Origin of the sequence: Nocardiopsis sp. EMB25 (assembly GCF_026797795.1) — a bacterium.
GTDB lineage: Bacteria > Actinomycetota > Actinomycetes > Streptosporangiales > Streptosporangiaceae > Nocardiopsis > Nocardiopsis lucentensis.
Genome location: NZ_JAMTDN010000001.1, coordinates 1,661,868 through 1,688,246 on the forward strand (window position 1 = coordinate 1,661,868; position 26,379 = coordinate 1,688,246).

At 70.9% G+C, this 26,379-nt stretch carries 21 protein-coding genes; 5 read left to right on the top strand and 16 right to left on the bottom strand.

All coding sequences use genetic code 11. From position 1 onward, the window contains the following. Window positions 1-63: 63 nt before the first annotated feature. The 11 genes from KIK06_RS07180 to KIK06_RS07230 all read right to left on the bottom strand — a co-directional run bounded on the left by KIK06_RS07180 (window position 64) and on the right by KIK06_RS07230 (window position 16,731). Window positions 64-2,157 (bottom strand): molybdopterin oxidoreductase family protein, encoded by a 2,094-nt coding sequence (locus KIK06_RS07180; protein ID WP_268642507.1) that lies wholly within the window; start codon window positions 2,155-2,157, stop codon window positions 64-66. Next, window positions 2,154-3,551 carry an MFS transporter gene (locus KIK06_RS07185; RefSeq protein WP_017597617.1) on the bottom strand — a complete coding sequence of 466 codons (1,398 nt, stop codon included), beginning with the start codon at window positions 3,549-3,551 and terminating at the stop codon, window positions 2,154-2,156. The genes KIK06_RS07180 and KIK06_RS07185 overlap by 4 nt, the downstream gene beginning before the upstream one ends. Window positions 3,552-3,892: 341 nt before the next feature. Next, on the bottom strand, window positions 3,893-4,696 hold the full coding sequence (locus tag KIK06_RS07190; RefSeq protein WP_268642508.1) for an aminotransferase class IV: 804 nt from the start codon (window positions 4,694-4,696) through the stop codon (window positions 3,893-3,895). A gap of 2 nt (window positions 4,697-4,698) precedes the next feature. Next, a complete protein-coding gene (locus KIK06_RS07195) occupies window positions 4,699-5,928 on the bottom strand; it encodes an FAD-dependent monooxygenase (RefSeq protein ID WP_017597615.1) in 1,230 nt (409 codons plus the stop codon). A 75-nt stretch (window positions 5,929-6,003) separates the two neighbouring features. Continuing rightward, window positions 6,004-7,602, bottom strand: coding sequence for a class I adenylate-forming enzyme family protein (locus tag KIK06_RS07200; RefSeq protein ID WP_268642509.1), 1,599 nt, complete (start codon window positions 7,600-7,602; stop codon window positions 6,004-6,006). A 55-nt stretch (window positions 7,603-7,657) separates the two neighbouring features. After that, complete coding sequence (locus KIK06_RS07205; RefSeq protein ID WP_268642510.1) at window positions 7,658-9,127, bottom strand: AMP-binding protein; 1,470 nt, start codon at window positions 9,125-9,127, stop codon at window positions 7,658-7,660. 40 nt (window positions 9,128-9,167) lie between these two features. Continuing rightward, window positions 9,168-11,270 carry an aminodeoxychorismate synthase component I gene (pabB, locus tag KIK06_RS07210; RefSeq protein WP_268642511.1) on the bottom strand — a complete coding sequence of 701 codons (2,103 nt, stop codon included), beginning with the start codon at window positions 11,268-11,270 and terminating at the stop codon, window positions 9,168-9,170. A gap of 66 nt (window positions 11,271-11,336) precedes the next feature. Beyond that, the gene (locus tag KIK06_RS07215; RefSeq protein WP_268642512.1) at window positions 11,337-12,731 is read right to left on the bottom strand and encodes a 3-deoxy-7-phosphoheptulonate synthase; all 1,395 of its coding nucleotides are present in this window, start codon (window positions 12,729-12,731) and stop codon (window positions 11,337-11,339) included. Window positions 12,732-12,860: 129 nt separating this feature from the next. Continuing rightward, window positions 12,861-14,231, bottom strand: coding sequence for an aldehyde dehydrogenase family protein (locus tag KIK06_RS07220; protein WP_268642513.1), 1,371 nt, complete (start codon window positions 14,229-14,231; stop codon window positions 12,861-12,863). Next, window positions 14,231-15,328, bottom strand: a complete 1,098-nt coding sequence (locus KIK06_RS07225) for a phenazine biosynthesis protein (RefSeq protein ID WP_268642514.1) — start codon at window positions 15,326-15,328, stop codon at window positions 14,231-14,233. The genes KIK06_RS07220 and KIK06_RS07225 overlap by 1 nt, the downstream gene beginning before the upstream one ends. Next, window positions 15,325-16,731: an FAD-binding oxidoreductase gene (locus KIK06_RS07230; protein ID WP_268642515.1), complete on the bottom strand. Its 1,407-nt coding sequence runs from the start codon at window positions 16,729-16,731 to the stop codon at window positions 15,325-15,327. The genes KIK06_RS07225 and KIK06_RS07230 overlap by 4 nt, the downstream gene beginning before the upstream one ends. A gap of 1,364 nt (window positions 16,732-18,095) precedes the next feature. On the opposite strand from KIK06_RS07230, the gene KIK06_RS07235 reads away from it, so the two are divergent. Genes KIK06_RS07235 through KIK06_RS07245 form a run of 3 tightly spaced genes read left to right on the top strand, consistent with a single transcriptional unit; the run spans window position 18,096 to window position 21,024 of the window. Then, window positions 18,096-19,352: a helix-turn-helix transcriptional regulator gene (locus KIK06_RS07235; RefSeq protein WP_268642516.1), complete on the top strand. Its 1,257-nt coding sequence runs from the start codon at window positions 18,096-18,098 to the stop codon at window positions 19,350-19,352. Continuing rightward, complete coding sequence (locus tag KIK06_RS07240; protein ID WP_268642517.1) at window positions 19,349-19,891, top strand: chorismate--pyruvate lyase family protein; 543 nt, start codon at window positions 19,349-19,351, stop codon at window positions 19,889-19,891. The genes KIK06_RS07235 and KIK06_RS07240 overlap by 4 nt, the downstream gene beginning before the upstream one ends. Then, window positions 19,888-21,024 (top strand): FAD-dependent monooxygenase, encoded by a 1,137-nt coding sequence (locus KIK06_RS07245; RefSeq protein WP_268642518.1) that lies wholly within the window; start codon window positions 19,888-19,890, stop codon window positions 21,022-21,024. Before KIK06_RS07240 ends, KIK06_RS07245 begins: the two co-directional genes overlap by 4 nt. A gap of 59 nt (window positions 21,025-21,083) precedes the next feature. Here the strand turns inward: KIK06_RS07245 and KIK06_RS07250 are convergent, their stop codons facing one another. The 4 genes from KIK06_RS07250 to KIK06_RS29345 form a co-directional block, all read right to left on the bottom strand. Further along, window positions 21,084-21,530 (bottom strand): carboxymuconolactone decarboxylase family protein, encoded by a 447-nt coding sequence (locus KIK06_RS07250; RefSeq protein ID WP_017597603.1) that lies wholly within the window; start codon window positions 21,528-21,530, stop codon window positions 21,084-21,086. Window positions 21,531-21,781: 251 nt separating this feature from the next. Beyond that, on the bottom strand, window positions 21,782-22,342 hold the full coding sequence (locus KIK06_RS07255) for a hypothetical protein (protein WP_017597602.1): 561 nt from the start codon (window positions 22,340-22,342) through the stop codon (window positions 21,782-21,784). A gap of 156 nt (window positions 22,343-22,498) precedes the next feature. Continuing rightward, the gene (locus KIK06_RS29340) at window positions 22,499-23,197 is read right to left on the bottom strand and encodes an RNA-guided endonuclease TnpB family protein (RefSeq protein WP_442789747.1); all 699 of its coding nucleotides are present in this window, start codon (window positions 23,195-23,197) and stop codon (window positions 22,499-22,501) included. Next, window positions 23,161-23,631, bottom strand: coding sequence for an RNA-guided endonuclease InsQ/TnpB family protein (locus KIK06_RS29345; protein ID WP_442789748.1), 471 nt, complete (start codon window positions 23,629-23,631; stop codon window positions 23,161-23,163). Before KIK06_RS29345 ends, KIK06_RS29340 begins: the two co-directional genes overlap by 37 nt. A 22-nt stretch (window positions 23,632-23,653) precedes the next feature. On the opposite strand from KIK06_RS29345, the gene tnpA reads away from it, so the two are divergent. Both tnpA and KIK06_RS07270 read left to right on the top strand, forming a co-directional pair. After that, a complete protein-coding gene (tnpA, locus tag KIK06_RS07265) occupies window positions 23,654-24,070 on the top strand; it encodes an IS200/IS605 family transposase (protein ID WP_268642519.1) in 417 nt (138 codons plus the stop codon). Between the two features lie 388 nt (window positions 24,071-24,458). Next, the gene (locus tag KIK06_RS07270) at window positions 24,459-25,238 is read left to right on the top strand and encodes a hypothetical protein (RefSeq protein ID WP_268642520.1); all 780 of its coding nucleotides are present in this window, start codon (window positions 24,459-24,461) and stop codon (window positions 25,236-25,238) included. Window positions 25,239-25,338: 100 nt separating this feature from the next. Here the strand turns inward: KIK06_RS07270 and KIK06_RS07275 are convergent, their stop codons facing one another. After that, window positions 25,339-25,944: a Uma2 family endonuclease gene (locus tag KIK06_RS07275; RefSeq protein WP_268642521.1), complete on the bottom strand. Its 606-nt coding sequence runs from the start codon at window positions 25,942-25,944 to the stop codon at window positions 25,339-25,341. Between the last annotated feature and the right edge of the window lie 435 nt (window positions 25,945-26,379).

The window sequence follows — 26,379 nt, forward strand, 5'->3', positions numbered from 1 at the left end:
GCGGCCTCCTGGTGGTGGTGTGGGTTCCCGGGCGGCGTCGGCCGGGGTGGGCGGGTGGGGTGGTCAGGGGGTGGGCTCGGGGTCCAGACGCACGGCGCTGACCTTGAACTCGGGCATGCGGCTGGTGGGGTCCAGCGCGGGGTTGGTGATGTTGTTGGCGGCCTGGTCGTCGGCGAAGTGGAAGGGCACGAACACGGTGTCCAGGCGTGCGGTGGGAGTGAGGCGCACACGGGCGCGGGTGTGGCCGCGGCGGGAGGTCAGGCGGGCCCAGTCTCCGTGGGCGAGTCCGGCGCGGGCGGCGGTGTCGGGGTGGACTTCGACGTAGGCCTCGGGTTCGGCGCCGGTGAGTTCGGGGACGCGGCGGGTCTGGGCGCCGGACTGGTAGTGGCCCATGAGCCGTCCGGTGGTGGCGATGAGGGGGTAGTCCTCGTCGGTGGTCTCGGCGGGTGGGCGGTGGGAGACGGCGATGAGGCGGGCGCGCCCGTCGGGGTGGGCGAAGGTGTCCAGGAACAGGCGGGGGGTGGGCTCGGCGTCGGTGCGCACGGGCCAGTACAGGGCCTCGCCGTTGTCCAGGCGGTCGGGGGTGGCGCCGGAGTAGTCGGCCGCTCCCCCGGCGGAGGCGCGGCCGAGTTCGGCCAGAACGGTGTCGGGGTCGGTGGGGAAGCGTTCGGCGGGCTGTCCCAGGCGGGTGGCCAGGTCGGCCAGGACCTGAAGGTCGGTGCGCACGCCCTCGGGGGGGTCGATGGCCTTGGCGCGGCGCAGGATGCGGCCCTCGAGGTTGGTCATGGTGCCCGACTCCTCGGCCCACTGGGCGACGGGCAGGACGACGTCGGCCATGGCGGCGGTGTCGGACAGGACGAAGTCGGCGGCCACGAGCAGGTCGAGGGAGGCCAGGCGGTCACGGACGCGGTCGGCGTCGGGGGCGGAGACGACGGGGTTGGACCCGAACAGGAGCATGGCGCGCGGTCCGCCGTCGGTGCCCAGGGCGTCGAGGAGTTCGAAGGCGCTGCGACCGGGGCCGGGCAGGGTGTGGGGGTCCACTCCCCACACGGAGGCGACGTGGTCGCGGGCGGCGGGGTCGTCGATTCTGCGGTAGCCGGGCAGCTGGTCGGCCTTTTGGCCGTGTTCGCGGCCGCCCTGTCCGTTGCCCTGTCCGGTGATGCATCCGTATCCGGACCCGTGGCGGCCGGGCAGGCCCAGGGCGAGGGAGAGGTTGATCCAGGCCGAGACGGTGTCGGTGCCCTTGGCGTGCTGTTCGGTGCCGCGGCCGGTCAGCACGTAGGCCGACTGGTTGCGGGCGGCCCGGCCGAGCAGGTCGGCGGCTCGGCGCAGTTGGGTGGCCGGGACGCCGGTGACCTGTTCGGTGCGTTCGGGCCACCAGGCGGCGGCGTGTCGCCAGGCCTGGTCGAAGCCGTGGGTGCGGGCGGCGAGGTAGTCGGTGTCGGTCCAGCCCTGGATGTGGACGGCGTGCAGCAGGCCCAGGGCCAGGGCCAGGTCGGTCCCGGGGCGGGGGGCCAGGTGCACTCCCCCGTTGTCGAGGGCCGCTTGGGCGGTGCCCGACTGGCGTGGGTCGATCACGATGAGTGTGGGCGCGGACAGGTGCCCCATCATCGGTGGCATGGTCTCGGCGGGGTTGGCGCCGGCCAGGAGGACGACTTCGGCCTCGGCCACGTCGGTGAGGGGGAAGGGCATGCCCCGGTCCAGGCCGAAGGCCTTGTTGCCGGCGGCCGCGGCCGAGGACATGCAGAACCGGCCGTTGTAGTCGATCTGTGAGGTGCCCAGCGCCAGTCGGGCGAACTTGCCCAGGGTGTAGGACTTCTCGTTGGTCAGTCCACCGCTGCCGAACACCGCGACCGCGTCGGGGCCGGACTCGGCGCGCAGCGCGTTCAGGCGTGCGGCGACGTGGTCCAGCGCCGTGTCCCAGTCCACCTCGGTGAGTTCGGAGTCCCGGTCCTTGCGGATCAGGGGTCGGGTGAGGCGGTCGGGGACGGTGAGGACCTCGGTGGAGGTCCAGCCCTTGCGGCACAGCCCGCCCCGGTTGGTGGGGAAGGCCGCCGGGCGGGCGGTCAGGCGCCCGTCCGGTCCGGTGTCCAGGTGCATGGCGCACTGGAGCGCGCAGTAGGGGCAGTGGGTCGTGGTGCTCTGGCCTGGGGTCATCGTGCGACGGTCTCCGTGGTGCCGGTGGCCTGGGTCTGGGCGGGGGCGGCGAGGGTGGGTGTGCGCATGTAGACGGTGTAGGTGACCACGGCGCACACAGCGTAGAAGACCAGGAAGGCGACGAGCCCGGGGGCCGCCGACTCGGTGGCGCGGAAGGACTCGCGGAAGACGAGGTTGATGGCGACGCCGCCGAAGGCGCCCATGGCGCCGATGAGGCCGAGCATGGAGCTGGCGATGCGCTTGTTGTAGGAGTGGGCCTCCTCGGCGGGGGTGCCCGCGGAGATGGCGCTCTGGGCCTTGGCGGCGTAGAGGGACGGGATCATCTTGTAGACCGAGCCGTTGCCGATGCCGGTGAGGACGAACACGACGGCGAAGACGCCGATGAACAGGATCAGGTTGTCGATCTGGATGGAGGCGACGGCCAGGCCGGTGGCGATCACCATGGCGATGAAGTTCCAGAAGGTGACGCGGGCGCCGCCGAGGCGGTCGGCCATCTTTCCGCCGACGGGTCGGATGAGGGAGCCGATGGTGGGGCCGAGGAAGGTGACGGAGGCCGCCTGGAGGGGTTCGAGGCCGAACTGGTTCTGCAGCAGCAGGCCGAAGGCGAACCCGAAGCCGATGAAGGAGCCGAACGTGCCGATGTAGAGGAAGGACATGATCCAGAAGTGCCGGTCACGGGTGGCGGCGATCTGGGCGGACACGTCGGTGCGGGCGCTGGTGAGGTTGTTCATGCTGCGGAGGGCGACCCAGATGGCCAGCAGGATGAACGGGGCGTAGAACAGCGGGACCAGGTGCCCGGAGGAGGCGGTGAACAGGGCGATGACGGCCAGGCCGACGAGCTGGACGGTGGCCACGCCGATGTTGCCGCCGCCCGCGTTCAGGCCGAGCGCCCAGCCCTTCTCCTTCTCGGGGAAGTAGAAGTTGATGTTGGCCATGGAGGAGGAGAAGTTTCCTCCGCCCACGCCCGCGGTGGCGCCCAGGACCAGGAACAGCCAGTAGGGGGTGTCGGGGTTCTGGATGAGGTAGAACGCCAACACCGTGGGGATGAGCAGCAGGGACGCGGAGATGATCGTCCAGTTGCGGCCGCCGAAGATCGGCACGGCCAGGGTGTAGGGCACGCGCAGGATCGCGCCGACCAGGGCGACGAGCGAGACGAGCAGGAACTTCTGTTCGGGTGCCCAGTCGAACCCGGCGGCGGGGGTCATGAACAGGGCGAGCACGGACCAGATACTCCAGACGGAGAATCCGATGTGCTCGGACAGGATCGACGCCCACAGGTTGCGCTTGGCGATGGGTCGGCCGGTCTCCCGCCAGAAGGTGGGGTCCTCGGGTGCCCAGTGGGTGATCCAGGACCGTCCGGTCCGCTGGCTTGATGAGCTGGTCTCGGGGGCCACGACCAGGCCTTCCTACTCGACGGATGATGACAAAACCGAAGGTAGGAAGTGTGCGTTGCCTGGAGGTGTCGCGTCGTAACACGCGGGAAACAGTCGGCTCACCCCAGGGCTGTGACCTCGGTGAGAACCACGTTCTCGCAGGTGGTTCGGGGTGTGTGTCGTGCCTGTGTGGTGTCGGCCACTTTTCGTGGTGGGGGTGGTTCTCAGCCCCTGGCGGACCGACTGGTCCCGTGGGCCGGCCCCCGTGATCGCGGCGGTGGGGCGTGGGCTGGTCGTCGCATCCGTCTGGTTCACAGTGGACCTCCGAGTCGATGTGTGCGTGGCGAACGCGCGCGAACGCGTCACCGGGGGGCGTGGGGCTCGGACCGGCCGGTCAGGGGCAGCCGGAGGGATTCGAGGTGGGCGCGCCAGGCCGGTGCGCGCTCGGCGGCGCCGGGCCGGAGGGAGGAGCCTGTCCACTCCGTGACGGTGCGGATGCCGTGCAAGGCGTTGACCAGCCAGGTTTCACGTTCGTCGAGGGTTTGTGGGCGGGCGTGCCGCTGGCGGACCCGGATGCCCAGTTCGCGCGCCCGCTCCACCAGGAGCGCGGCGGTGACACTGGGCAGGACCCGTAGTCGCTGGGAGGGCAGGCACAGGGTGTCGCCCTCCCACCACAGCAGGGCGCTGGTGGTCGACTCCACGAGCAGGTCGGAGCCGGTGCACAGTAGGGCCTCGTCGGCTCCGGCGCGCACCGCGCCCTGTCGGACGCCGGCCAGCCGCTCCAGGTCCGGCCCCTTGACCCGGGGCCGGGTCCGTGGGTCGGGGCCGGGCCAGACCAGGACGCGCAGGCCGGTGCCGCGTGGCGGGGCGGCTCGCAGCAGGAAGGCGAGCCGCCCGTCGGTGCGCAGCTCGGCGCGGGGGAACCAGTCGCCGTGCGGGGGGATCGTGGCCAGGGCCTCCTCCCAGAAGCACTCGGTGGTCAGCCGGGACACGCCCGCGGCGACGCAGGCGCGCGCGAACCGGTCCCGGTGGCGTTCCACGGCCCGAGCCGCGCCGTCGGTCACCAGCCAGGAGTCGGCGGCCAGGAGTCCGGTCCGGGGTGTGTTCCCCGGACGCAGCCCGATGTCGGGGTTCCAGTACAGGCGGGTGTGGGTGGCCTGCGTCATGGTCAGTACCGCCCGCTGGTGTTGGTGAGCGCGCCGGTGCGGGGCCCGTAGGGGGAGTTCTCCAACCAGGCCCCGCACGCCGGGACGAGGGGGGACAGCCGCGCGGCGGCCGCCTGCCGCAGCCGGACGATCCGGCTGCTCGGCCGCAGGTGTGCCAGGGCGGTTCCGGCTGCCCGGCTGTTGAACAGCGCCGCTTCGCGGCGCAGTCGGGCGAAGCGGTCCACGGCCGGCTCGCGCGTGGCCGGGTCGCCCAGCGCCTGGGCGATGGCCGAGGCCGCCTCGACCGCGTCCGCGATCCCGCTGTTGAGGCCGCGTGCCCCGAACGGAGGGAACAGGTGGCAGGATTCACCGACCAGGAGCACCCGGCGCCGCGGGTCGGTGAAGGCCTCGGCGACCACCTGGAGGAACCGGTAGCGCGAGACCCACAGCAACCGGTCGGCGTAGCGTTCGGGGACGACCCGCGCCGTCCAGCGGCGGGCGGCCTCCTCCGTGGCGTAGGCGTCGGGGTCGTCGCCGTCCTTGCACTGCAGGTCCAGCTGGAATCCTCCCGCGAAGGGGACCCGCATCAGACTGCGTCCGCCCAGGGCGGGGTGTTCGTAGTGGAAGACCCGTTCCAGGGGGAGGGCGTCGTTACCGTCGTCGCGGACGTCCACCACCACGTGGAAGGACTCGGAGCGTTCTCCCTCCAAACGGATGCCCAAGGCCTTGCGCACCCCCGACCGTGCCCCGTCCGCCGCGATCACGTACCGCGCGGTCCACTCGTGTCCCGACGTGGTGCGCAGCAGTACCCGCTCACCGGTGGCGTCGACCTCGCTGACTTCGGACTCCCAGGCGAAGTCGACCCCCGCCTGGACGCACTCGCGCATCAGATGCCGTTCCGTCTCCACCTGTCGGAGGCTGGTGAAGGGGTGTGCCCCTTGTCCGGTGGCCGGCGGGTAGGAGCGGCGGAAGACCTCGCGGCCCCGGTACAGGGTGCGTTTGGTGGTCCAGACGATTCCGTGGCTGGTGAGGGTGTCCCGCAGTCCCGGGCGGATGTTCTCCAACAGCTCCAGGGACTCCCTGTGCAGGAACAGCGCCCTGCTTCCGGGACGCACCCGGTCGGCGGCCTGGGCCTCCAACACGGTGACCGGGAGCCCGGCGCCGCGCAGGGCCAGTGCCGCCGTCAGGCCGACGGGACCGGCTCCGACGACCAGGACCGGACGGTGATCGTCCCTGTCTGGCCTACTACTCATCTGTGCCCTTCCTCAGCAACTGGTCGCGGTGGACGAAAGGGGCCGCGAGCGGGTCCCGCTCCGGCCCGGGGCGGGTCATCGGGCGGCGGTCCGGGAGTCCACGGTGCGCAGCGAACCCTCTTCGAGCATGCGGGTGAGCTGGACGCGCTGGACCTTCCACGTCGAGGTGCGGGGCAGGTCGGCGAAGGGGACGTGCAGCGGGTCGGACATGGGCGGCATGTCCTGGACCGCCTTCCGCCAGCGGTCCTGGTCCAGGGGTGCGTCCTTGCGGGTGCAGACGATGGGGACGGGGGTGCCGTCGGGGCCCTTGACGATCACCACCTCCAGCAGCTCGTCGAGGCTCGACATCAGCACGTCCTCCAGTTCGAGGTTGCTGTCGATGCTGTCGATCTGGTCGATGTCGCGGTCGATGAGGAAGAGCATCCCCAGACGGTTGAGGTAGCCCATGTCCCCCAGGCGCCACCACGATCCGTTCAGCTGGGAGCGGTAGCGGCCGTCCTCGCCCAGGTAGGTCAGGACCCGGCCGCGGCTGCGCACCTCCAGGTGCCCGGCCTCGCCCCGGCGTACCGGTGCGCCGTCCTCGCCGACGGCCCTGACCTTGATGAAGCCCGGCAGGGGGAAGCCCACGCACCGCCCGTCGGTCTCCCGCGCGCTGTTGGGCGTGTACCACCAGCCCGAGATCGGTCCGGTCTCGCTCTGCCCGTACAGCTGCACCATCAGCGGGTTGCGGCGCCGGGAGGCTCCCAGCAGCCGCTGGATGGTCCGCGGGTGGATGGCGTCGAAGGTCGTGCTGTAGTAGCGGACGCTGGCCAGCGGGGCGCCCGGGGCGTCGGCCAGCTCCTCCCACTGGATGAAGTTGTTGGGGTGGGTCTCCACCAGCCCGGGGCGGGTGCGGGTGAAGATGGGGCCGATGACGTCGGGGTCGGGGTCGACCAGGACGTCCAACGGGTTCCCGTAGTTGAGGAACACCCCCAGGGAGTGGAAGAACCGGGAGTGCACGAAGGACATGCACAGCGCGACCCGTTCGCGCCGTCGGACGGGCCAGGCGATGATCTGCTGGGGCAGCAGGCGGTGGAAGATGGTCTGCGCGGTGTGGACCATCAGCTTGGACACGCCCGTGGTGCCGGAGGTGTGGGTGATCAGCGCGGGCTGGCTGGGGTGCATCCGCACCGGGTCCCGGCGGGGGGCGTCGTCCAGGCCCGCCAGCAACAGACCCGTGGGGTGCTCGCGGGTTCCGGCCACCAGGACCCGGCGGGTCAGCGACTCCAGGTTCAGGTCGGCCAGGTCTCCGTCGATCTTGTCGGCGTCGGTGACCAGCCAGGGCTGGTCCAGCCTCCGCAGGAGTTCGTCGATGATCTGGCCGCTGAGCGCGGGTGAGAGGGTGACGGGTACGGCGCCGATCCTGGCGGCGGCGCAGGCGATCAGCGCGATGTCGAAGTTGGCGCCCTTGTGGACGGCGATCCGCTCGGCCGGGCGCACGCCGGCCGCCCACAGTCGGGCGGCGAGGTCGTCGACGACGTCGGCCAGGGCCGCGTAGGTCAGGTCGCGTCCGCGCTCGGGGAAGGTGGCCAGCGGCTGGTCGAGGGTGACCGGGGTGGAGCCGAACCTGGCCGCGGCGTTCTCGAACAGCTGGCCGAGGTAGAAGGCACGTTCGGGCAGGAGCCGGTTGAGCATGTCCGTCCTTGTGGGGTGGTGTGGGGGTGGGTGGGGGCGTCACCGTCGGGGCGGGTCACCAGGTGCCCTGGCGGACCCGGAAACGCTGGATCTTCCCGGTGGCGGTGCGTGGGAGCACGTCGACCAGTTCGACGGTGCGCGGGACTTTGAAGGCGGCCAGACGGGAGCCGGCCAGGGAGAGCAGCTCGGTGGTGAGGGTCTGGGAGTCGGGCGCCGTGGTGGTGGCGACGACGAAGGCGCGCAGTCGGCTGGCGCCGCGTTCGTCGGGGATGGAGGCGACCGCCACGTCGCGCACACCGGGGTGTTCGCCCAGGACCTGCTCGACCTCCAGCGGCGACATGGTGATTCCGCCGACCATCTCCAGGTCGTCGGCGCGCCCCAGGTGCGTGTAGGTGCCGTCCGGGTTGCGCACGGCCCGGTCGCGGGTGGCCAGCCAGCCGTCGACCAGGGTCCGTTCGGTTTCCTCGGGCAGGCCGAGGTATCCGGGCATCACGCTGGGCCCGCGGGCCCACAGCTCGCCCTCCTCGCCGACGGCGACCTCGTCGCCGTGCTTGTCGCGCACCTGCAGCGCGAATCCCGGCACCGGTGTGCCGATGGTGCCCGCGACGTTGTCGTCGACGCCGTTGGCGCACATGGCGTGTCCGGCCTCGGTGGAGCCGAGCTGGTCCAGGACGGGGACGCCGAGGAAGCCGGTGAAGCGTTCCGCGAAGGCGGGGGACAGCTTCTCCCCCGCCGAGACGGCCACTCGCAGGCTCGCGAAGTCGGTCGGGTCCGTGTCGCCGACCAGTCGGGCGTAGGAGGAGGGGACGCCGTAGACGGCGGTGACGCCGTGGCGGCGTACCAGTTCGGCCACCCGGCCGGGGCCTGGACGCTCGGGGGTCAGGACCGCCGACCCGCCGGAGAACAGGGGGAACACCAGCGCGTTGCCGAACCCGTAGGCGAAGAAGAGCTTGGACACCGACAGGGTCACGTCCTCGGGCCCCAGACGCAGTCGGGCGCGCCCGAACGCGGCGTGGTAGAAGGACGGGTCGGTGTGGCGGTGCACCACGCCCTTGGGCCGTCCGGTGGTGCCGGAGGTGTACTGGACGTACAGCGGGGTGTCGGCGCCCACCGGTTGGGCCCGGCCCTCCGGGGCGTGCCGCGCCGCCGCGACCAGTTCGACGTCACGCAGGGTTTCCAGTCCCGCGAACCGGTCGGCGGTCTCCTCCCCCGCCACGACGTGGGAGACACCGGCGTCGGCGACGATGAAGTCGTGGTCGGCGACGGGCAGCGCGGGGTTGGTCAGCACCGCGGTGGCGCCCAGCCGGGCGGTGGCCAGGAACGCCGTCACCCAGGCGATCCCGTCCGGGACCGCGACCAGGACCCGGGTGCCCGGACGTACACCCCGGTCGGCCAGGACGGTGGCGGCGCGGGCCGCCAGGTCGTGCACCTGGGCGTGGGTCCAGGTCCGCTCCCCCTCGTGGAAGGCCGGACGGTGCGGCCAGCGTGCCTGGGCGAGTTCCCGCAGTTCGGTGGCGATGTTCACCGGTCCCCTCCCTTCGGGGTGACGGAGTGGGGGCCGCGCATCACCGCACCACCTCGACGGCCCGGTAGGCGCGCAGCGGAGCGGACGCCTTGAGCAGCATCTCGTCGTACTCGTCGGCGGGGTCGGAGTCCAGGACGATGGCCCCGCCCGCGCCGACCCGCCACCGGTCGCCGATCCGCACCGCGGTGCGGATGACGATGTTGAGGTCGGCGGCTCCGTTGCAGGAGAGGAACCCCACCGAGCCCGAGTAGACACCGCGGGCCTCGGTCTCCAGTTCGTCGATGATCTCCATGGTCCGCAGCTTGGGTGCGCCGGTCATCGATCCGCCGGGGAAACAGGCGCGGACGCAGTCGATGGCGTCGGCGTCCGGGCGCAGCCGTCCGCGGATCGTGGACACCAGCTGGTGGACCGTGGCGTAGGACTCGGCGGCCATGAGCCGGGGGACGTGGACGCTGCCCACCTCGCACACCCGGCCCAGGTCGTTGCGGAGCAGGTCGACGATCATGAGGTTCTCGGCGCGGGTCTTGGCGCTGGCGGCCAGCGAGTCGCGCAGGCGGACGTCCTCCTCCGGGGTGGCGCCGCGGGGGACGGTGCCCTTGATCGGCTTGCTCTCCACCTCGCCGTCCCGGGAGACGGTCAAGAAGCGCTCCGGTGAGGAGCCCGCCATCTCCATGTCCTGGCCCATGCGCAGGTAGGCGCCGTAGGGGGCCGGGTTGGCCGTGCGGAGCCGGGTGTAGAAACGGTAGCCGTCCTCGACCGCGGGCAGCCAGGCCGAGGTGGTCAGGCAGATCTCGTAGCTCTCACCCTCGTGGAGTTTGCTCTGGCAGGCCGCGACGGCGGCCTCGTAGTCCTGCCGGCCGACGGTCAGGTGGGACTCGATCTCCGCCGGGGACAGGGCGGCCGCGCGGTCGGCGCCGGTGTCGGAGGGCTCGGGTGCGGCGCCGACCAGTGTCTGGATCTCGGCGGCGGTGGCCTCCAGCCACGCCGTGGCCTGGCCGACTCGCTCGGCGGAGCCGTCGCTCATCGCCACCAGGTAGGTCGTGTCCCGTAGGTGGTCGACCGCCACGAAACGGTCGGCGAAGACCCACCAGGAGTCGGGGGTGGGTGCGCGGTGCCGGTTGACCGCCCCGCAGTCGGCCTTGAGCTCGTAGCCGAGGTAGCCGACGTAGCCGCAGGTGAAGTCGAAGGGCAGGTCGTGGCTGTCGACACGGCGTCGGGCCAGCTCGTGCTTGAGGTAGTCGAAGACGCTGCCGGGCACCCGTTGGGCGGGGGCGCCGGGGCGCTCGACCTCGACCGTCTGGTCCTCGACCCGGTACCTCACCGTCTCCGAGAGCGGTCCGCTGGCGTCCCCGAGGAAGGAGAAGCGCGACAGCCCGGGTTCCACGTGTGCGCTGTCGAGCCAGAAGGCGGGTACCTCGGAGTCGGCGAAGAGGCGGGAGAAGACGGCCTGGGTGTCCACCGCCGACTCGATCACCCGCAGGTGCAGGAGGTGGCGTGCGCCCTCTCCCCGTGCGGTGGCGTCCTCGGCGGAGGCGGGGCGGTCGACGTGGCGGCGTCCCTCGTTGTGGGTGGCCGTCAGGTCGCGGAAGTTCCTCAACAGCAGGTGTCCGTGACTGGTCTCGATCGACTCGGGGTGGAACTGCACACCCCACAGCGGGCGCTCCCGGTGGCGCAGCGCCATCAGTGTGCCGTCCTCGGCCCAGGCGATCGGTTCGAGGGTCGGCGGCAGCGGTTCGGGGACGGCCAGCGAGTGGTAGCGGACCGCCGTGAAGCCCTGGGGGATTCCCGAGAACAGGTCGTCTCCGGTGTGGGTGACCGCGGTCAGGAAACCGTGCCGGGGTTGGGGGGCGGGTGTCACCTCGGCGCCCTCGCTGACCGCGATGCCCTGGTGGCCCAGGCAGACGCCGAGCACGGGCACGGACGCGTCGGCCAGGATCCGTGCCGAGGCGCCGAAGTCCCGGGGGCGGCCGGGGTGCCCTGGTCCCGGGGAGATGACGATGTTGTCGAAGGCGTCGGTGTCCAGGCGGTCGGCCTCGGGTGAGTCGTTGGTGACGACGACCGGTTCCTCGCCGTTGACCTCGGCGATGAGCTGGAAGAGGTTGTAGGTGTAGGAGTCGTGGTTGTCGATCAGGAGGGTTCGCATCCCAAGCTCTCTAGTCCTGGGCCGCGCGCCGCTCGCGGCGGTGCGACGGGCCGTGGGGCGGGGTGGTCATCCTTGGGCGACCAGCCGGCTGACCGTCTCTGTCACGCGCAGTGCCTGTTTCTCGTTCAGCCGCGGGTCGCACAGGGTCCGGTATCCGTCGTCGGTCACGGCGCCGTCGTCGGGTCCGTCCGTGTCGAGGCATTCGGTGACGTCGTCGTCGGTCGCCTCCAGGTGCACGCCGCCCGGCCACTCGCCCGCCTCGCGCAGCGCCGCGAAGAAGGCCTCGATCTCGTGGAGGATCCGCTCGACCCTGCGGGTCTTGCGTCCGGTCGCGAGTTTTTCGGTGTTGCCGTGCATGGGGTCGCAGACCCACACCACGTGGTGGCCCGCGGCGCGGACGGCCCGGGCCAGCGCGGGCAGGCGGTCACGGACCCGGTCGGCGCCCATCCGGCAGATCAGGGTGAGCCGTCCGGGGCGCCGGTTGGGGTTCAGCGCGGCGCACAGCGCGACGATCTCCTCCGGTGCGATGTTCGGCCCGATCTTGCAGCCGACCGGGTTGGCGATGGTGGCGTGGAACTCCACGTGCGCCCCGCCGACGGCGCGGGTGCGTTCTCCGATCCAGGGCATGTGCGTGGACAGCAGGAACCACTCGCCGGTGCGGGGGTCGCGCCGCACCAGCGGCTCTTCGTAGTCGAGGACCAGGGACTCGTGGCTGGTCCACAGTCCGGTGTGGGTCCACCCGCCGCGGTCGGTGGGCAGTGTCTCCCCGTAGCCGGCGATGACCGACCGCAGCGATCCGTCCCAGGGCCGGTCGATCGGGTGGGGGCCTCGCCCCGGATCCTGGGGCAGGGGGTGGGGCCAGGTGTCGGCCAGTCCGTGCGTGGCCCGCTCGTGGGCGAGGATGTGCAGTTCGTTGAGCACGGTGCGCGAGACCCGGTAGGCGGCCAGCAGCCGTTGGGGGTCGGGGGTGCGCAACCGCTCGTCGGGGCGGGGGTCGTTGACCAGCTGGCCGCGGAACACGGGCAGTTCACGGTCGTCGACGACCTCGGTGGGCTCGGACCGGGGTTTGGCGAACTGTCCGCCGATCCGGCCGACCGCCACGGTCGGCAGGTCGGCGCGGTCGCTGACCGTCTCGGCCATCATTCCGATGAGCCGGTGCTTGCCCCGCACCGCCGCCACCCCGGTGGCGTCCATCGGTTCGGCGCAGTCCCCGGCCTGGATGAGGAACGCCTGCCCGGCGGCCACCCGGGCCAGGGACGCCTCCAGGCGACGGACGTCGTCGACCGCCGTCAGGGCGGGCAGGGTGGCGAGCTGACCCAGGACCGTGCGCAGCTGCGCCGGGTCCGGCCACGAGGGCTGTTGGTGGATGGGCAGTGCGCGCCAGCGGTCCCGGCGCCAGACCGGGGGGCCGCCGCGCCGCCCGACGGGCGCTTCGTCGAGTGCTGGTGATGCCGTGTGCATGAGTCGGTGCTCCTCGTGGAAGGGGGGTCCCGCGGGGTCCCGGCGCCCCGGGGAGGGGCGCCGGGGGTGGGGGCGCGGTCGAGCGAAGAGGGTCGGCTCACGGGCCGCGGTCGAGGGCGTCGGGTGACGTCAGCTCGGGGGCAGGGCTCGCACGAGCGCCTTGGGTTCGGTCAGGAAGCCCGCCAGGCTTCCGTCGTGGGGTTGTTCGGGCCGTGAGGTCCACGGGCGGACGGGGCCCGCGACGACCTTGCGGACGGTCGGCTCGCCGAGTAGCCGACCGATCAGGTCCTCACGGTCGCTGAGCACGCTCACCACCAGGGAGTCCCGTAGTGGCGCGGTGTCGTCCTTGTCCTCCCAGGGGGCCACCACCACGAACGGGAAGGGCAGCTCCGTGCCGACGAGGTCGCCGTGGGTGTCGGTGGTCGAGACGACCAGGGGGCGCATCAGGGTGTGCCCGTCCTCGGTACGGGTGACCGGGCCGTCGGGGTAGCGGTGGCTGGAGTGGTCGATCGCGCCGTCGGTCACCCGTCCCAGGTACGCGCGCATGGGTTCGGCGGTGTCCTCGCCGATGGCCGGGAGCGCGGCGTCGGGGTGGGTGGGTGTCAGCGTCGGCAGTTCGGCCAGGCGTTCGGCCAGGCGTTCGGCCAGTGCGACGTGGTCGCCGTGGACCAGGACCGCTGAGATGTTGTTGCAGCGTACGCCCCCGTCGTCGGCGATCCAGTCCACCAGTCGCTCGACGAGCGCGTCCGTGAGGGGGACGTCGACCAGTGCCTTGCTGTTGCCGGGCCCGCGGACCAGGACGTCGTCGCGGCTGCCCCAGCGGGCCACCGCGTCGGGGCCGCCGTAGACCAGTCCCAGGTCGGCCTGGGTGATGAGGTGTTCGCCGATCTCGTGGCCGCCCGGCAGCAGGCTGATCTTGTCGCCGGGCAGTCCGGCGGCCAGGAGCGCGGCGACCAGGCGTCGGGGGGTGAACGGGTCGCGGCTGCCGGGGCGGACGAGTACGCCGTAGCCGAGGGAGAGCGCCCGCACCCAGGACACGTTGGGTTCGGGGTGGTTGTTGGGGACGACCGCGGCCAGCAGGGCGCCGCGCGGCACCCAGTGGGTCTCGAACCCGGCAACGGCGAAGGGGGCGGGCAGTTCGGACCGGTTGAGCAGGTCGACCCGGCCGAGGCTTTCCTCGATGCCCCGGCTCGCCCGCTCGATGGCGCCGATCGGGGCTCCGGTGGCGGCGCTGACCCGCTCCCGGTACTCCTGGGGGCTCTCCCCCTCCAGGTCGGCGTGGGCGAAGAGGCGGCCCGCCTCGGCGAAGACGTCGGGGTCGGGTGCGGTGCGGTCGGCGGCCGAGCGCATGCGGCCGACGGCTGCCTGGGCGAGCAGGCGGGGGGCCAGCCCGACCTCCGCCAGTGTGGTTCCGTCCAGGGCCCGCAGTTGGGTGCGGTCCCGGCTGGGGGTGGACGCGCCGCAGATGACGGGGTCGATCCGGGTGGGGGTGGTGCCCATCAGTACACTCCCTCGATGACCTTGGTGCCGGTTCCGTCCTGGAAGGGGGCGATGTCGGCGAGGCCGTCCGTCGTGCCTCCTGGTGCCGGGGCGAGACGGATCGCGGTGTCGCGCTCCAGGACGTTGGGCAAGAACATGTCCCGGGCCAGCAGGTGCATGAGGACCCGGCCGCGCTCGCCGTAGGCCACGGGAGCGCCCTCGGCGTCGATGACCTCGACCACGGACTGGGGGAAGAAGGGGACGAACACGCAGGGCTGGGTGTCGTCGTCCAGTCGGGGCCGCTGTGGGGCGATCCCCATGATCGTGTTCCCGTAGATCGCCGCCACCGAGGCGTTGGGGAAGAAGGTGTTCTCGATCTGCCACAGGGTCTCGGGGCTGACGCTGGTGCCCGCCCACATCAGCCCCTCCAGGCGTTGGGCGACCCGCTCGTACAGGGAGGCGCGTGAGCACAGGGACTCCAGCACCGGCGGGGTGATGAACAGGACGCGGATGTCCTGGGAGTCGACGATCAGCTCGACCTGGTCGAGCAGGTACTCGCGGTACTCGGCGGCCAGCTCGGTCCGGCCCTGGGCCAGCAGTTTCTTGACCCAGCGCGGATCGAAGTCGACGGTGAAGCACAGGCCGCCGCGTGACGCGGCCAGGTGTTTGATGGTGCGGCCGACCACGTGCGGGCCGCTGGGACCCACGTGCAGCCAGTTGCCCTCCTCGGGGAAGCCGTGTTCGCTCAGCACCCGGCTGACCCAGTCCACGTTGCGTCCCCGGGACAGGCCGTCGACCACCCGCTTGGGGGCGCCGGTGGTGCCGCCCGACTCGAACACCTCGAAGGGGGTCCCGTGGGCTCCCGTGGGAACGAGGTCCTCGGCGCGGACCGTGCGCAGTTCGTCGCTCAGGTCGGGGAAGCGGCGCAGGTCGCCCAGTTCCTTGACGTCGGCGATCGGGTCGAAGCCCAGGCGTGGGGCCCGCTCCAGCCAGAAGGGCGACCCCGTGGCCGGGGAGAAGTGCCATTCCAGGATCGCGCGCAGGTAGGCGTCGGGGTCGGCCGCGGCTTGGGGGGCGGTCCAGCCGTCCAGCAGCTCGTGCATGGGTGCCTCCGTCATGAGATCGCCTGGTCGAACCGGAAGAAGCCGTGGGGGTCGTAGTCGCGTTTGACCCGGGACAGGCGCGCGTAGTTGGTCCCGTAGTAGGCGTCGCGCCAGTCGTCCAGGTAGGGGTCCATGAAGTTCTGCAGCGTGTGGCCGTTGGAGTAGGGGTCGAACGTGGCGAACCCGTCGTGCAGGGCCGCCAGGACGGTGTCCTTCTCCTCCTGGGTGGCCTCGGCGTCGTTGACGCCGAAGGTGAAGGAGATGTTGAGGAAGGCGCTCCGGTGTGTGAACGCGGTGGCGTCGGGGGCCACCTCGTTGGTCCGGCCACCCATGATGCGCATGGACAGGATCCGGATCTGACCGGCCTGGCGGTCGGCCTCGAAGGCGCCCAGGACGTCCTCGATCCCCGACCGGGGGATGGGGTCCTCCAGCAGGCGGGAGCGGGACAGGCGGAAGGCGTCGCGGGGCAACATGCCCTCGGGGTTGAAGCCGACGCGGTGGCACTGGGCGACCGACTTGTCGGAGCAGCCCCACACGCTCATCATGGTCTGGCGGTAGGTCTGGTCCAGCACGTTGCGCTCGGTGGGCTCCCGGCCGACCAGTCCGACCAGCCGGTCGATCTCGGCGGCCAGGGTGTCGGGGGCGGTCAGGGCGGTGCCCACGATCTGGAGCAGGACGGGCTGTCCCGGTGCGCCGTCGGGCATGATCGCCAGCAGGTCCCCCGCGATCTCCCTGGGCAGGTCGGCGACCCACTCCTGCAACCCGGTGATCACCTCGGCCGCGTCGTCCCACGACCACACGACCCGGAACTGGCCCATCCGCTCGACCGGCACGTGGTCGAGGGTGTATTCGGTGATCACGCCGAAGTTGCCGCCCCCGCCGCCGCTGATGGCCCACAGGAGTTCGGGGTGGCGGTCGGCGTCGCAGGTGACGACGCGGCCGTTCGCCAGGACGACACGCGCGGCCCGCAGGTTGTCGGGAGCGACCCCGTCCCTGCGGGTGAAGGGGCCGGTGCCCCCGCCTGTGACGAACCCGCCGGCGGCGACGGTGGCACAGGTGCCGTTGGGGACGGCCACGCCGTGGGGGGTCAGGGCGTCCAGGGCGTCCACGGCCTGGATCCCCGCCCCGATCCGGGTGGTGTGGGCGCCGACCGACACCGCGTTCAGCCGGGAGACGTCCAGGACCAGCCCCTCGGTGGTGGAGTAGCCGGCGTTGTTGTGGCCTCCGCTGCGGGGGACGGCCGCGATCCCGTGGTACTGGGCGAAGAGCACCCCGGCCTGCACGTCGCGGTTGCTTTGGCAGTACAGGACGGCCTGGGGACGGATCTTGTCGTACTCGGCGACCTGGAGCTGGATCGCCCGCTCGTAGTCGTCGTCCGCGGGCAGGACGACGTCACCGTCCACGAAGCGTTCCAGCATGCTCCACGAGTGTCGTGGGGCGCCCGCGGCGTACAGGGGGCCGGCGGACAGTACGCCAGCGCCCCCGGCGACGGTGGCCGCGGCGGCGGTCGCACCTATCCGCAGAAGACTTCTTCTTCCGATGTTATTCACTACTGGTCCTTTTTCGAGGAGGTCACCAGCGACAGCAGATGGTCGCCCCGGGGCCGGTGAGGTCCTGATATTCGTCCTGCCAGTCAACAGGGTCTGCGTGGATGGTTAAATGTTTCCACCCCCATGGGTTCTGCGGCGGTTATCGCATGACGATGCCACCGGCCACGGAAGTGTCTGCCGCTTCTTTGCGTGTCACTCCCCAGGCGCGGAGCCGGGGGACCGCATGCGGAGACGCTTCGGGGCGGCGGAGGAACCTCTCCCCGGGCGGCTCCAAAACGTGAAACTCACAGTCGAGAACGTTAGCCGCAACGGTCTCGGATGAATATGACAAAGACATGGCTGATGATTGTCATGGCGGATCGGACTTCGTGGGCGTCGGGCGTGACAGGTCTTTGCCATCCCCGTCGCGTCGTGTTTGTTCCGGGGCGTGGGCCCGAGTGGGTCCACTTGTGCGGATCGAGGGGATTGGGCCATCCTGAACTGCGGTTTTCCGGGGTGCCCGAGGGGTCGCGGTCGCCGACCCCGTGAGGGCCGCTGATCCCCGCGGCCGGGGAGGGTCGGCGCGTCGCCGGGCCGGTCGCGCGGCGGGAGGAGCCGCCCCCGGGGCGGCATCGGTTCGTATCGCGCACAGACACGGCTGTCGCGAACGTCGCCTCCGATCGGGTCCGTCGTGTCCGCTCTCGCGCCACAGACGCGACTCCGCGCCCCGGAGCCACCCGGACACCCACCCTGACCAGCCGCGTTCAAACCTCTCTAGTGAACAAACCTCTGCGGCCGATGTCGGCCACTCTAAAAAAGGACAAACAGGTATATTTATGTACATATGTCAATATTAATAACATATTAACAAAAACACTCATATTGGACATTGGCTGGTCAATCATGATTTTCGCGAACCCTTCGGCTCTTCCGCTCGGGGGTTTTGAATGGTGCAGTCGGCTGGTGGTCCGGCGTGATCTTGATCCAGTCCATGTACAATTTCGCCCGGGGTGGCGGGTATGCCCCAGTTGTATAGATGCGCGAGGCGATTGAGGTTTCCTTCTTATGTCTGAGAACCACTTAGGTTCCGCCTTCCCATGTCTGAGCACCACTCGGGTACTAAATATTTCCTTGAAATTAACCAGAAGCGCCTAATGAAACCTACCTACGCGATGCCGCGATCCCGGATGTCGGACCCACATCTGAACGAAGTACTCACCAAGCCCCGCATGGTGGGCAGGCACGCAGAGAGCGTGGACATATCACGGCTGCTCGGCGCAGGCACCCGTCTCCTGGTCGTCACCGGTCCGGCCGGGGTCGGCAAAAGCCGTCTGGCACTCGAAGCGGCCTGCTCGACGAGAGAACTCTTCGAGGGCGGGGTGGAGATATTCGACCGTGCCCAGGAGAGCGGTTCTGAGGAGGCGGCGGAGAAACTGGCCCGACTCACCGAGTGCGTTCGCTCCACAACGGCACCGGACGGCGTCCAGCCTCGGCGGCTCCTCGTCGTCGACAACCACGTACCCGGCGACGAGCCGCTCAGGGAACAGCTGCGCAGGAGTCTGGCCCACGATCCGTCCCTGAGCATCCTGTTGACGAGCCGTGAGGCGATCGGGTGGTACGGGGAGAAGCTCTACGAACTCCACCCCCTCCCCCTGCCCTCCCCCGCCGCCGAGGTCGAGCGGTTTTTGACCTCACCCTCGGTCCAACTCCTGATGGGAAGGTCTGACGGCTACCTCGGCGACCTGGAACGGCACGGACCAGCGCGATTGGCGGTCCTGGACCTGGTCACCGCCCTGGACGGTCTGCCCCTGGCCATCGAGCTGGCCGCGCCCTGGCTCAAGGCGCTGTCCCCCGAGGCGCTGCGGGAACGGCTCCGGTTCAGCCTGGAGATGCTCAGCGCCCGGTCCGCGGGGGTCGTCTCGCTCCGGCACAGCAGCATGTCCGAGGCCCTGGCGGAGAGCTACTACACGCTTCCGCCCGAAGCGCGCAGCACCCTGGTCCAGCTGAGCCACCACGACGAGTTCACCTTCGAGGACGTGCACCGGATCATCGGGGGCGACCCCAGCGCCAACGACCGCACCCTGCGTCTGCTGGTGGAGAACCACCTCCTCCGAGTCCACCAGGGCGGCCTCGGGAACCCCCGACTCTCCCTGTTGAACACCACGCGGATCTTCGCCCAGGAGACCGAGCGCGCCGACCGGTCGGCCGGCCCACTCCGGGAACGGACCCCGGTGAACGAGCGGGTGTATCCGCTCACTCCCCGACAGAGACAGGTGGCCGGCCTCATCGCCGACGGCCTGACCAACCGGGAGATCTCCAAGAGCCTGAACATCGCCGAGTGGACGGTGATCAACCACGTTCGCGAGGTGATGCGCCGTCTGGGCTGCTCCTCCCGCGTCCAGGTCGCCAGCTGGTTCGCCGTCCACGGCCGTCCCCGTGAGCCGCTCTCTCCGGGAACGACCCCCGACTCCTGGCGATCCGAACCCGCGACAAGGAGCTCCATCCCATGACCGGCCAAGCACGGGTCCTCAGGGAACCGCACCGGACCCCCTCAGCGCGCGGACGCCACGGAAGGCGGAGCGCCCAGCACCTGATCAGTCACCCCGGCTCCACCACCCTGCTGCTGGAGCGGATCCTGGGCCTGCCCCTGACGGTGCGCGTGCTCCGGCAGGACGTCCGTCCCGCGGAACGGCTGCGTACCGATCTGCGGGAGTCGCTCGGGCTGACACCGTCCGCCCGGGTCATCGTCCGCCACTCGGAACTCCGCACACCCGACGGCGTCCCGGTCTCACGCAACACCGTCGTCTCCGACGCCCTGACCCCGAGCGAGATCGCCCGGGTGCTGACCGATCCGACCACACCGCTGGGGCGCAGCCGCCTCCTGCGCGGCGGTGAACAGGAACGCTGCCCGGTCTCGTTCGGTCGCTCGCCCTGGGACGATGGGGGCCGGCGCCAGGCGATGTGGCGCAGCTACCTCATCCGGCTCCGCGCAGCCCCGCCGATCTACGTCGAGGAGCGCTTCAACCCTGACCTGGTTTCCGAGTCATGAGGCGCCTCGTCGTCGTCGGGGCCGGCCCCGTGGGACTGACCGCCGCGCTGGCCGCCCGTCACCGTGGCCTCGACGTCAGCGTCGTCGAAGCCGACCCGCGCTCCCGCGCCCGCCCCGGGAGCCGGGCGATCTTCGTCCATCGGGAGTCACTGCGCGCCCTCGACCGGATCAGCCCCGGACTGGGTCTCGAACTGGCTGGTCTGGGGTTGGTCTGGGGGGCCAAGCGGACCCTGTGGGCGGGCCGAGAGGTCTACGCGCGGGTCTACGGCCCCAGCCGGGGTCCCTTCCCGCCGTTCAGCAGCCTGCCCCAGTCGCTGCTGGAGGAGCGGCTGCGCTGGGCCTGTGACCGGGTCGGGGTAGGCGTCCACTGGGGGGCTCGGGTGACCGGGGTCGTCTCCGGGGCCGACGGGGTCGCCGTGCGGACCGAGGGCGGTCAGATCGAGGGCACCCACGTGATCGCGGCGGACGGGGCCCGCTCCGTGGTCCGGGAGGCGGTGGGGATCGCGTTGGCGGGATCCTCGTCGGGGACGGACTTCGTCGTGGTCGATGTGCACGACGCGAAGCGCCCGTTGAGGGCCGAGCGCGTCCTGCACTACCGCCACCCCGCGGTGGACGGGCGCAACGTGCTGCTCGTGCCCTTCCGCGGCGGCTGGCGGATCGACCTGCAATGCGCGGGAGAACGGGAGTCGGCTGCTTTCGCGGCGGATCCGGACACCTGGGTCCCGGACGTGCTCCCCGGGCACCGGGTCGCCTGGGTGTCCCGCTACCGCTTCCACCAACGCGTCGCCGAACGGTTCGTGGACGAGCACGGCCGTGTGCTCCTGGCCGGCGACGCGGCCCACCTGTTCCCGCCCTTCGGTGCCCGCGGGATGAACTCCGGCGTCGCGGACGCGGTGGCCGCCGTTGACGCCGTGGCCGAGGGAGGGGCCCAGGAGTACGCCATGCGGCGGCGGGCCGCCGCGGTGGCCAACTGCGCGGCGGCGGGACAGGCCTGTGCGCACCTGCTGGCGCGGACGTGGCCCGGTCGGGTCCGCCAGCGCGCGGCGGCGCTGGCGGCACCGGTGTGGGAGCCCGCCGGGCGGTGGTTGGACACCGCGGCTTTCGGCCCCCGGATACGCCGGGTCCGGTACTGACATTCCTCGGGGGTGCGGGCGAGGTGCCTCGCCCGCACCCCCGAGGGTGATGCCTGTGTTCAGCGCTTGGGCGGGGTCATCCCCGTGCTGATGCCCAACCGGTTGTAGAAGTTGATCAGGCCGATGGCCATGATCAGCGCCGCGACCTCCTTCTCGGAGAAGTGCTTGGCCACGTTCTCGTACACCTGGTCGGTGACCCCGTGTTCGCCGAGCTTGGTCGCCTCGTCGACCAGAGCCAGGACGGCGCGCTCGGCCTCGGTGAACAGGCTCCCCGCCTCGCGCCAGGCGCCGACGAGGAAGAGGCGCTGCTGCGACTCCCCCGCCTTGAGGGCGTCGTTGGAGTGCAGGTCCACGCAGAAGGCGCATCCGTTCAGGTAGGAGGCGCGCAGCTTGACCAACTCGTGGATGTCTCTGTCGATGACGGTCTCCACGAGCTCGCCGATCTCGACGAGCTTGGTGTAGACCTCGGGGAGCTCCTTGCCCGCCTTCACCCGCGTGGTGCTCATGGGTGTGATCCTCTCGGTGTCGCCTCCGCGGGAGTCTCGATCCCTCCGAGAACTCCGTTGCCGGTCGGAGAAGTTACCAGCCGTAACCGAAGGGCCACCATGGCAGTTTTTTGTCATACGGGCGGCCTCGCGTTCTCCGTGGTTCGGAGGGGTCCGACCCCACGCGTGCCGTCGCCAGGCGCGGAGAACGAGACGGATCCCTGTTTTCGACGCGTGGAGGTGAACAGGGCCGGTCGCCTGCTCGCGTGCCTCTAGGCGCGCCGCCCAGCCAGGGCGAGCAGTTCGTCGACGGAGGCCACCCGGGCGCACTCGTCCTCGGTGAGCCGGTTGACGAGGTGGCGCAGGCGTTGAGCCTGTTCCGTGGTGGGCAGCTCCCCCGCGTACAGGAGCGGCAGCCCCAGCTCGAACCCGCACGCGGCCCGCCTCGAGTGGCGGTGCGGGGACCGGCTGACCGCCCAGGCCACGCGCACGGCGTGCTCGTTGCCGGGCGGCACGCCGGGCCGGTCCGGTTCCCGGGCGGCGTAGCGGTAGCCGTCCGCGGTGTCGCAGGGGTCGCAGCCCCGCTCCCCAGAGCCCAGGGGGCGGGCGCACCGCGGGCAGGTCCGCCGGTCCAGCGCGGCGTCGACGATGCGCCACGGGAACTGGTCGGGGGTCTCGGTCACCAGGCGGACCAGGTCGGTCTCCTCGGGAGTGCCCGGCACCACGTCCCACGTCCGGCACAGGTCGGTCCACGCCGCCTCGATCTCGGTGCTGATCGCGTTCATGGCGCGGGCCAGATCCTCGTTGCGCCAGCGGTGCCGGTCGGTGTCCATCCTCCGCACGTTGACGTCCTCTCCGGGGTGAACCTCGGGGATTCCCACAGCCTCGCGGCTGTGGGCGCGGTGCGCCTCACGGCGTCCGCTGGTTCCTGCTTCGCGGGCCGGCGCCCCACCCCAGGGTGGTGGTCTTACCCAACCTCCACAGGCGTTTCAGCTCTCCGCTTCCCGCTCTCGGGCGAGTTTCCGTCCAGCGGCGAGCACGATCCGGGACGCGTTGACGTCCCGATCATGAACGGTCTTACAGGCCCGGCAGGCCCATTCCCGAACGTGCAGGGGTTTGGGCCCGTCCACCACCCAGCACCTCGAGCAGATCTGCGAGGAGGCCAGGAACCGGTCCACCCTGGCGAAGGTGCGCCCGTACCGTGCGGCCTTGTATTCGAGCATGGCCACGAACGCCGACCATCCGGCGTCGTGCACACTCTTGGCCAACCGGGTGCGCCCGAGCCCCTTCACGCACAGGTCCTCCACGTACACCGCTTGGTTGTCGCGGATGATCGCGGTGGAGAGCTGGTGGTGGAACTCGCGGCGCGCGTCGGCGGCCTTGGCGTGGGCGCGGGCGACCCTCATCCGCGCCTTGTCACGGTTGTTGGATCCCTTCCGCTTGCGGGACAGCTCCCGCTGGGCCTTCCTCAGCTTCCTCTCCGCGCGACGCAGGAACCGGGGATTGGCGACCTTGGTGCCGTCGGACAGGACCGCGAAGTGGGACAGCCCCAGGTCGATGCCCACATCAGCCGTTGTTTCCGGCAGCGGCTCATCGTTGGTCTCGACCACGAACGAGGCGAAATACCGTCCTGATGCGTCCTTGATGACGGTCACGGTGGAGGGGCCGAGGGCAGGGGTCGCGACCACTTCACCTTCACCTTCCCGATCTTGGGCAGGGACAGTTTTCCCTGGTCGGTGATCTTCCAGCGTGCGTTGGCGGTGAACCGGACCGACCGCCGGTGGTCCTTGCGGGACTTGAACCGGGGCGGGCCCGTCTTCGGGCGTTTGCCTGTGAGGGAGTCGAAGAAGTTGCGGTAGGCGGTGTCCAGGTCGCGTAGGGACTGCTGAAGCACGACCGCCGACACCCCACACAGCCACTCGCGTTCGGGGGTGCGCTTGGCGTCGGTGATCAACTTCTTGGACAGCTCGCCGGTCGTGGGGAACGCCTCACCCTCGGCGCGCGCGGTCTCACGGGCCCGCAGGGCGTCGTTGTAGACCACGCGAGCGCACCCGAACGCCTTGGCCAGTTCGGTGCGCTGGTCGGCGTCCGGGTACACGCGGAAGGAGTACCGGAGCTGCACACCCGCATCCTATCGTTGGTTTATGGGCGATGAGAGCGACGTAAGAACCGGTAGGCACTGTGTTTTCGCGATGCACGCACACTTGGTTTTCGTGACGAAGTACCGGCATGGGGTCTTCACCGACCGCCACCTGTCCCGGATGGAGGAGATCATGCGGGCGGTGTGCGCCGACTTCGAGTCGGAGTTGGTGGAGTTCAACGGCGAGGCCGACCAGGTCCACCTGCTGGTGGACTTCCCGCCCAAGGTCGCGGTGTCCAAGCTGGTCAACAGTCTCAAGGGGGTGTCCTCGCGTCGGCTGCGCCAGGAGTTCCCCGAGCTGGAGTCCCACTACTGGCGGGCGAAGCGGTTGTGGTCGGGGTCCTACTTCGCCGGGTCGGTCGGTGGTGCGCCGATCAGCGTGCTGCGTGCCTACATCGAGGACCAGAAACGCCCGTCCTGACGGACGGGCGGGGTTCGGATCCGATTCACCTGCGGCCTGAAGGCCGGAGCACTCTCGGATAAGACCGGGTAGCCGCCCACCCGGACGCGGGCTACGGGTTTTCCGAGGCGGCGTGACCGTGTCCGCGCCCCGGTGCGGTTCCCTTCGCCGGGGCGGCGGTGGGGCCGGGCCATCGTGGCGCGGACACGCGCCGGTCGTCGAACTGCCCGCATCCGGCCACACTCGGGCCGAACTTCGGGACGGGATCGGGGAACTGAGTACGAGGGGGCCTGTGCCCGGCCGAGGCGGGAGGGTCCGCATCCGATGGACGGTTCCGCTCGTGCGGTCGCCCGCGCCGACCCCCGCCAGGCGAGACCGAACCGCGCCACGCGTGAGAAAGGAACCAGCCATGCCCTCCCCCCGCCCCTTCCTCGTCGCCCGCCCCGGAGTCGACCCGGACCAGGTGGCACAGGACCTCGTCAGAAGGGGAACACTCACCCCCGTGGTGGTGGGACTCGTCAGCGTCGTCCTGGCCGTGACCGGTATCCTCCTCTCCCATTTCGACCAAGGCGTGATCAGCGTGGTACCGACCGCCGCCGCGCTCGCTCTTTCCACCGGCGTCTTCGTGAACAGGCGCCGAACCCGTCGCGGTGCCGGTCCGAAGCATCCGACCGAGGGTGAGGACTACATCACTCCGGAGATGGTCGCGCCCGACGACGCCCCCCTGCTCAGGCGTTTGGCCATCGCCCTGTCGGTGACGATGCCCCAGGGCCACGACGACCTGATCGACGGGACCCGGATCAGCGTGGTCACCCGGGAGACCGGCTGGCGGCTCGCGCAGGTGATCGAACGGATCGGCCGCGTCGAGGAGGAGCTGTCCGAGCTGGAGAGCCAGGGTGACCACACCCGGGCCCTGCGCGAACGTGCCAGGCAGCGGCTCCGGGAGCGCCGTGCCCAGGTGCGGGCGGGGGTCGCCGAGATCGAGGCGCTGGCCAACGCCCTCGTCGAGGCCCGCGAGGCGCCACGGATCGCGCACGTCGACCGTCTACTCGACGAACTGGACATCGACGCGGCCCGCGACGTCCAGACGCGGGAGTCGATGGAATCGCTGGCGCAGGTCCGGTCGGCCGTGGCGGCCGTGGTGGAGCGGCACACCCAGATGGCCAAGGAGGCCAAGGAGATCGTGTGAGCGTCCCCGGGCCCGGCGGATGGACCCGTCGGGCCCGTTCGGGTTCCGGCCGGGTCGGACCCCGGTGGTCGGTTGGCCCCGGCCGGGAGGGTGTTCGGTGTCAGCGGGCGAACCGCTTGAGCGCGTCGGTGTCCAGGGTGACCCCGAGCCCGGGGACCTGCACGGTTTCGCCGTAAGGGTGTGTGCTGCGGTCCAGATACTGACCATGGTGAGGGCGGCTGTGCACCACGACGGCGTTGGCGTCACGGTCCACCAACAGGTAGACGCCGATGCCGGTCGCGGCGTAGGCGGCGGGCTTCTCCACGCGGTCGCGGGCGTGGGTGTCGGCGTCCCAGGAGGTGACCTCCACGACGGCGAGGACCCCGTCGGGGGCGGCCCACTCACCCGCCTGTTCGAAATGGCCGATCGGTGCGAGAATCCCGTCCGGACGTGCGCGCCCGTTGCGGTAGACGTCGACTTCGAGTCCCTGGTTGGCGATGTTGAGATCAAGGTCGGGGCGGTGGGCCATGAACTGGCGCAGCAGCCACATGAGGATCGACCCGTGTGCTCCGTCGGTCACCTTGTGGGCCCAGACCTTTCCGTTCAGGTATTCGAGAACGGTCCTTTCGTCGTCCTCATAAGCGATCTCAGCGAGCTGTTCGAACAGCTCGAGTCTCATCGGAAGCGGGGGGGCTTCGGGTGGTGGGTGGTGTTCGGTGACGGTCATGGGCTCCCCCGGAGGGTGTTGCTGCCGGTGTCCCTGACAGCCTGCCACGTCCCGACGACGGTCCGTGGGTGTTCGGCGCGTCGGGTGGTCTTCCGGGGTGGGGTCGGGCATGGGTGCGTTCCTCGGCTGTCTGGGCGGCTCTGACTCAAGGGTAGGTCCCGCCCCTGTCCTGAGCCGGGACCCGACCGGAGTTCCCGTTCCTCCTGCGGCGGCTGGCGCTGGGGCGCGGCAACGACGGTCGCCCACCACGCGCGCGGGCGGGAGCGGTGCCGGGCGATGTCCAGGTCGTCCACGCCCAGTCCGATGTGGGCCTGCTCGCCCTGCTCGGGGTCCGGCCACGTCGGGCGCCGGTGGTCGTTCACGCGGGTGAACCCCAGCCCGGCGCCGCCCTCCTGCCTGATCAGGACGAAGCGCGGGCCGGAGAAGACGACCGGC

Coding starts and splice junctions, on each gene's coding strand:
- KIK06_RS07250 (WP_017597603.1), bottom strand. CDS start 21,530: ATGAGCACCACGCGGGTGAAGGCGGGCAAGGAGCTCCCCGAGGTCTAC.
- pabB (WP_268642511.1), bottom strand. CDS start 11,270: ATGCGAACCCTCCTGATCGACAACCACGACTCCTACACCTACAACCTC.
- KIK06_RS07225 (WP_268642514.1), bottom strand. CDS start 15,328: ATGACGGAGGCACCCATGCACGAGCTGCTGGACGGCTGGACCGCCCCC.
- KIK06_RS07230 (WP_268642515.1), bottom strand. CDS start 16,731: ATGCTGGAACGCTTCGTGGACGGTGACGTCGTCCTGCCCGCGGACGAC.
- KIK06_RS07240 (WP_268642517.1), top strand. CDS start 19,349: ATGACCGGCCAAGCACGGGTCCTCAGGGAACCGCACCGGACCCCCTCA.
- KIK06_RS07215 (WP_268642512.1), bottom strand. CDS start 12,731: ATGCACACGGCATCACCAGCACTCGACGAAGCGCCCGTCGGGCGGCGC.
- KIK06_RS07200 (WP_268642509.1), bottom strand. CDS start 7,602: ATGCTCAACCGGCTCCTGCCCGAACGTGCCTTCTACCTCGGCCAGCTG.
- KIK06_RS07195 (WP_017597615.1), bottom strand. CDS start 5,928: ATGAGTAGTAGGCCAGACAGGGACGATCACCGTCCGGTCCTGGTCGTC.
- tnpA (WP_268642519.1), top strand. CDS start 23,654: ATGGGCGATGAGAGCGACGTAAGAACCGGTAGGCACTGTGTTTTCGCG.
- KIK06_RS07275 (WP_268642521.1), bottom strand. CDS start 25,944: ATGACCGTCACCGAACACCACCCACCACCCGAAGCCCCCCCGCTTCCG.
- KIK06_RS07220 (WP_268642513.1), bottom strand. CDS start 14,231: ATGGGCACCACCCCCACCCGGATCGACCCCGTCATCTGCGGCGCGTCC.
- KIK06_RS07270 (WP_268642520.1), top strand. CDS start 24,459: ATGCCCTCCCCCCGCCCCTTCCTCGTCGCCCGCCCCGGAGTCGACCCG.
- KIK06_RS07245 (WP_268642518.1), top strand. CDS start 19,888: ATGAGGCGCCTCGTCGTCGTCGGGGCCGGCCCCGTGGGACTGACCGCC.
- KIK06_RS07180 (WP_268642507.1), bottom strand. CDS start 2,157: ATGACCCCAGGCCAGAGCACCACGACCCACTGCCCCTACTGCGCGCTC.
- KIK06_RS07255 (WP_017597602.1), bottom strand. CDS start 22,342: ATGGACACCGACCGGCACCGCTGGCGCAACGAGGATCTGGCCCGCGCC.
- KIK06_RS07190 (WP_268642508.1), bottom strand. CDS start 4,696: ATGACGCAGGCCACCCACACCCGCCTGTACTGGAACCCCGACATCGGG.